The organism is Ideonella sp. P3_A4 (genome assembly GCF_056403075.1).
On record NZ_JBFUGE010000538.1, the window covers coordinates 1 to 4,152 of the forward strand.

Annotated in this window: 6 protein-coding genes; 2 read left to right on the forward strand and 4 right to left on the reverse strand. The window is 65.9% G+C overall.

Translation table 11 applies throughout. From position 1 onward, the window contains the following. Both AC1DYI_RS28445 and AC1DYI_RS28450 read left to right on the forward strand, forming a co-directional pair. On the forward strand, positions 1 to 273 hold a 273-nt coding region (locus tag AC1DYI_RS28445; RefSeq protein ID WP_477207483.1), incomplete at its 5' end, for a hypothetical protein. 104 nt (positions 274 to 377) lie between these two features. Next, positions 378 to 1,151: a glutathione S-transferase family protein gene (locus AC1DYI_RS28450; RefSeq protein WP_477207484.1), complete on the forward strand. Its 774-nt coding sequence runs from the start codon at positions 378 to 380 to the stop codon at positions 1,149 to 1,151. A 48-nt stretch (positions 1,152 to 1,199) separates the two neighbouring features. Here the strand turns inward: AC1DYI_RS28450 and AC1DYI_RS28455 are convergent, their stop codons facing one another. From AC1DYI_RS28455 to AC1DYI_RS28470, 4 genes are all read right to left on the reverse strand, one after another. Continuing rightward, the gene (locus tag AC1DYI_RS28455) at positions 1,200 to 2,198 is read right to left on the reverse strand and encodes a DUF5694 domain-containing protein (RefSeq protein WP_477207485.1); all 999 of its coding nucleotides are present in this window, start codon (positions 2,196 to 2,198) and stop codon (positions 1,200 to 1,202) included. Positions 2,199 to 2,369: 171 nt separating this feature from the next. Next, entirely contained in the window at positions 2,370 to 2,708 is a 339-nt protein-coding gene (locus AC1DYI_RS28460) for a DUF1801 domain-containing protein (protein ID WP_477207486.1), read from the reverse strand. A 69-nt stretch (positions 2,709 to 2,777) separates the two neighbouring features. Next, positions 2,778 to 3,161, reverse strand: a complete 384-nt coding sequence (locus AC1DYI_RS28465) for a hypothetical protein (protein WP_477207487.1) — start codon at positions 3,159 to 3,161, stop codon at positions 2,778 to 2,780. A 16-nt stretch (positions 3,162 to 3,177) separates the two neighbouring features. Beyond that, positions 3,178 to 4,152, reverse strand: a 975-nt coding sequence (locus AC1DYI_RS28470) for a helix-turn-helix transcriptional regulator (protein WP_477207488.1), incomplete at its 5' end; no start/stop codon positions are given.

Sequence of the window (4,152 nt, forward strand, 5' to 3'; positions counted from 1 at the left end):
GTCCATCTGCTTGGACATCACCCTGCAATTCGCATCGTAAACCTCGGTGGTTCTGGGCACGACGACGCAAGCCTGCAGAACAAGCAAGCAGCCGACGCCCAAGACCATCAGATGCCGGCGCCCTGGCGCCAGCCACCTATTGCCTGGGGAGTCCAGTCTCTCGCTTTGCGTCATTGGGTCTGTCCAACTGCCTTTTCGCCCGTCGAGGCCCGCATCGCCAAGCCTCTCAGCGGCGTGGTGACGTCAGCCCGATTCTCTCCCCGCCAGCGGTGAAGACAAGCGGCCTGCGGCGGCGACGTCCCGCGTGCCACGCTCATTCCACCTGCGCCCATCGGGAACGCTAAGCTTGGCAGATCCGACCTGCGAGGGGAACCCGAGTGAGCTTTGAATACGTGAGCGTGGAAGACGCGGCGCAGCGCCCCGGCCTGCGCATGGTGGTGGTGAGCGGCGTGCCCAGCCCCTGGGGCGAGGCGGCCAAGGGCATCCTCCATGTCAAGGGCCTGGACTGGGCCGCCGTGCGGCTGGACTACACCAGCGACGCCCTCAAGCAATGGACTGGCGGCCGCCGCGACGGCCCTGTGCTCATCCACAACGACGAGCCGCCCCGCCACGCCTGGGACCAGATCCTGCTGCTGGCCGAACGCCTGGCCCCCGAGCCGGCGCTTCTTCCGCGTGACGCTGCCGACCGCGCCCTCGCCATGGGGCTGGCCCACGAAATCTGCGGCGAAGGCGGGTTGGGCTGGACACGCCGGTTGCAACTGGTGCACGCGGGCCTCACCGGTCATGGCGGCTTCCCGACCAAAGTGGCCGCCTATCTGGCGAAAAAATACGGCTACCGCGCCGAGGACGCGCCGGCCTACTGTTCGCGCGCGGCCGCACTTCTGCGCATGCTGGCAGCCCGCCTGCAAGCGCAGCAGGCCGCCGGCAGCCGCTACTACCTGGGCGACTCACTCTCCGCGGTCGACATCTACAGCGCGACCTTCATGGCCCTGTTCAGCCCGCTGCCGCACGACCAGTGCGCGATGGACCCAGCCACGCGAGAAGCGTTCGAGTGGCTGGACGATGCGACTCGCGAGGCGCTGGCGCCGGTGCTGTTGGCGCATCGGGACAGGGTGTATGCGGACCACCTGGTGATGCCGCTTGMCCTGTAGCGAATGGCCGTGCCGGTCGGTACCAGCCCCGCTTCCAACCGCCCGCGCCTAACGCAGCACCGTGATCGCATCAACGATGTCCACCCCCTCAAGCGTGCCCAGCAGACGATCCAGCATCGGCTTGTGCGAGCTGCCGACGATCACCAGCACGCGCGCGTTGGGGCGCTCACGGAACGCAGCGCGAATGTTGGCCGCCATTCGCAGGTTGCGCGTTTCCCAGCCGCCCACGTAGATTCGCCCGTACTTCTCAGCGGATGGCTCCGACGCTGCGGCGCCGAAGTCACTGTCCACCGTCGCACGAAGCACTGCGGGGTCATTCAAATGTCGGTACAGCGCAAGGGCATCCTTGTCGCGAACGGCAAGCGCTTCGCGTTCGCGGACGGCGCGCATCGACGCCTCGGCACCGCTCCAGGCCCGTTGGATCGCTTGCCCGTAGGCCGCAGCGTCGGCCACGGTCACGTTGTCACCACTGTGATCGTCGATGGCGTGCAGTCGGGCCAGTGAGATGCGCTGGGCAACCGGCACGGCGACTCTGTTCACCTCGTCGGTCTGTGCCGCCATGGCCTTCAGCTGCGCAGCGACTGCCGCGTCAATGCCGTCGCCCTCGCGTTGCTCGGTCGCGGCCAACTGCTGCCACTGCAAGGCCGCCGTGCCGTATTCACCAGCAGCCATGGCGACCGCGGCGAGCCTTCGGCGTTGGCCGGGGTTCGGGGTTGCTGGCCACTGGCCGAGCAGGCGGTTCATCTCCGCCATCGCCGCAGGCACGTCCAGCCCGGTGGACTTCTTGGCCGCCTCGACGTTCGGGCAATAGGCCGCGAACTCTTGCGGGTCAAACGTTGCGGGGTGGCGCGCAGCCGTGTCGCAACTTTCCGCCGGCATGGCCTCGATGGCGATGATGTCTGGCCGGAACGCGGCCAGGCGAGCAACCAATGGCGCCAGTGCCGCGTCGGTCAGGGCCGGCGTCAGGCGAGACAGGTGCGCAGTTCCCAGAACCAGCACCTGCGCATGCATGCCGGTCTCATCTGCCTTGGCAGGTGTGGCGCTCACCTGCGCCGGCACAACACACGCCCATCCTCCAACGATCGCGGCCAACCCCGCCAAAGCCCATGTTCTTGCGTTCATGGCTTCGAGTGTTCATGGGCTCGACCGCTGTGTCTCCAGTAACGCGATAGCCTGACGCATTCGTTCGACAGAATGCATCCTGGCCGGACGGAACAGCTACTCCGTCCTCAGGCGGGCCTTCACGTCTGCGTATGCCGCCTCGATCAATCGCCCGAGCGCCGCGGCGTCGACCGGCCGCTCGGGCCGCAACTTCACGTGGCGCATGAACTTGCCGGTGCCTTCCAGCAGGCCGTTCGGATCGGCGAGTTCGGCACCGCAATAGAACCCGACATTGACATGGGCCTTGAACGCATCGACATAGGCAAACGCCGCATCGCCCACGCATGCAGTCGGTTGACCATCGTGCAGCAACTCTCGAACGTCGTCGCCGCAGCCGCGGATGACTTCGAACCACTGCCGCGCGATCGCGCCCAGTTCGTCTGAATGCTCGTGCAACCAGCGTTGAACGGCGGGGTCTCGCCTGACTGAACCGGGAAATCGCATCAGTTGGCGCATGGCGATGGGCTACAGCAGATTGATCAACACCCACAGCACCACCGCGAAAGCTGCGCCAAACATGCCAGCGAGACGAAGCCACTGCGGGCGCTCTGGACTGCCTTCAGGAAGGCCAGACAGTTCTGAGTCTGCTGCAGCAGAGAACCCGGTCGCGAAGAGGCCAAGCAGGAAGTGCACGGTTCCCTCGGCAAAATCCATCGCCCCCGCCGGCAGGACCAAGCCTGCCAAAGCCCCGGCCACAGCACCGCTGGCGACCGGAAGGGCGATCGAATGCCCCCAGCCTCCGACAAGCAGCAAGCCACCGAGGAGCAACCCAACGATGGCCCCTGCCATCGCAGCAAGGATGGCGGCGCCAAGTGCGTAGTGCCAATCGGTCTTTGATGTCGTCGCCATGGGTAGGTATCTTCCTTCAACAGAGTGAGCGGTATTGCAGCGGCGTGAGCCCGCAAGACTGCCTCCACGCATGGGAGAAATGAGCCGAATCGAAGAAGCCCGAGGCATGCGCGATCTCGGTCAGTGACCGGCTACCAGCACGTATCGCATCCCCCGCGAGTGTGAGCCGCAGCGCCTGACGCAGAAGGCGAAAGCTCAAGCCGGCCTGCCCGATGGCCCGCTGCAGGGTGCGGCGCGAGCAGCCCGCAGCGAGAGCGCAGTCGGCGAGCTCGGCGAACGGATTGGCGTGGATCGCATTGACGCAGTCCTGCAGCGCGCGGTTATCGTCCGCCAAGCTGCCAACGTGCTGAGTGAACAGCAGCGCCGTGTCTTCGCGCCGACGCTCTCGAGTGCAAGCCGCCAACAGCTGCGCAATGCAGGCGGCACCGGCTTCATGGCGCATCTCCTCGTGCAGCCCTGGCACACGCGTCTCGCGTCGCAGCCGAAGGCCCGTGTCATTGCAAACCTGCGTCTCCACACCCAGCGGCGCCATGCGGTTGAATCCGTTCCACCGACTCTGGAATGCAGCCGCATCGGGGGCCACGCGCATCAGACCGGCGATCGGATTCGCATCGAGCGCCATGAGCTGCTGCATGCGCCGCTCGGCGCGCAACACGGCGTGGCGCCGACAGGCCGCTCGCTCGATCGCCAAGCAGTAGTCCTCATGGTCGACGAGCCCATTGATCACGCGCCCGACCATCCAGCGCAACAGCGAAGCGGGGTTGTCGTCGGCCTGGGAGAAGGACTCCGCCAGCAGGTGATAGCTTTTCCAGCGCGTCATGGGATGGCAGTGATGGAGAAATTCTACGGACACGCCGTGGCGCACAGATACAAGCGGTGAATGGGTTCTCCAAAAAGAATGGCGCTCCCTTCTCAGCAACCCATCACCATGGATCGACGTGAACTTCTCATGGGCACCGGCSCAGTCCATCGTTCGCCATGAGTTCGCGGC